Origin of the sequence: Heyndrickxia coagulans DSM 1 = ATCC 7050 (assembly GCF_000290615.1) — a bacterium.
Lineage (GTDB): Bacteria > Bacillota > Bacilli > Bacillales > Bacillaceae_C > Weizmannia > Weizmannia coagulans.
The window spans coordinates 1-539 of sequence record NZ_ALAS01000064.1 but is presented as its reverse complement, the minus strand read 5'-3'; the positions used below and the strand labels follow the sequence as shown (position 1 = coordinate 539).

Genomic DNA, 539 nt, shown 5'->3' with positions numbered 1-539 from the left:
GCTTTCCGAAATTGTCCGCAGGACGGGATTTAACTGGAGAACAGTCAAGAAATATGCGGATGGAGACATTTCGGTCAGACAAAAAATAAAGAGAAAACGGGGAATGATGGAGGAAGAAGGATACGGTCAAATCATTGATGACTGGCTGGAGGAGGACGCCAAACTGCCAAGAAAACAACGGCGGACAAGCAAGAAGATGTACGAACAATTAAAGCAGGAACATGGCTTTAAAGGGTCTTATCGAACGGTTTGCGCCTACGTTCAAAAACGAAGACCTCAGCTTAAGCTGGAGAAGGAACGGCGTTACGAGAGGCTGGAACACCCTCCGGGGGAAGCGCAGGTGGATTTCGGCACCATGTCCGTTGTGACGAAGGAAGGAAAAGAGGAAGACCGATCAATTCTGATTTTGAGCTTTCCGTACAGCAACGCCGCGTATGCGTATCCATTGCCGGCGGAAAACAGCGAATGTTTTCTTTACGGGCTCACTCAGCTGTTTCGCCAAGCCGGAGGCGTCCCGAGAAAACTGCGCATCGACAATT

At 49.5% G+C, this 539-nt stretch carries 1 pseudogene; it reads left to right on the top strand.

Annotation, left to right across the window (positions count from 1 at the left end):
* A pseudogene (locus tag IC21_RS02580) lies at positions 1-539 on the top strand (IS21 family transposase); the annotation flags it as partial.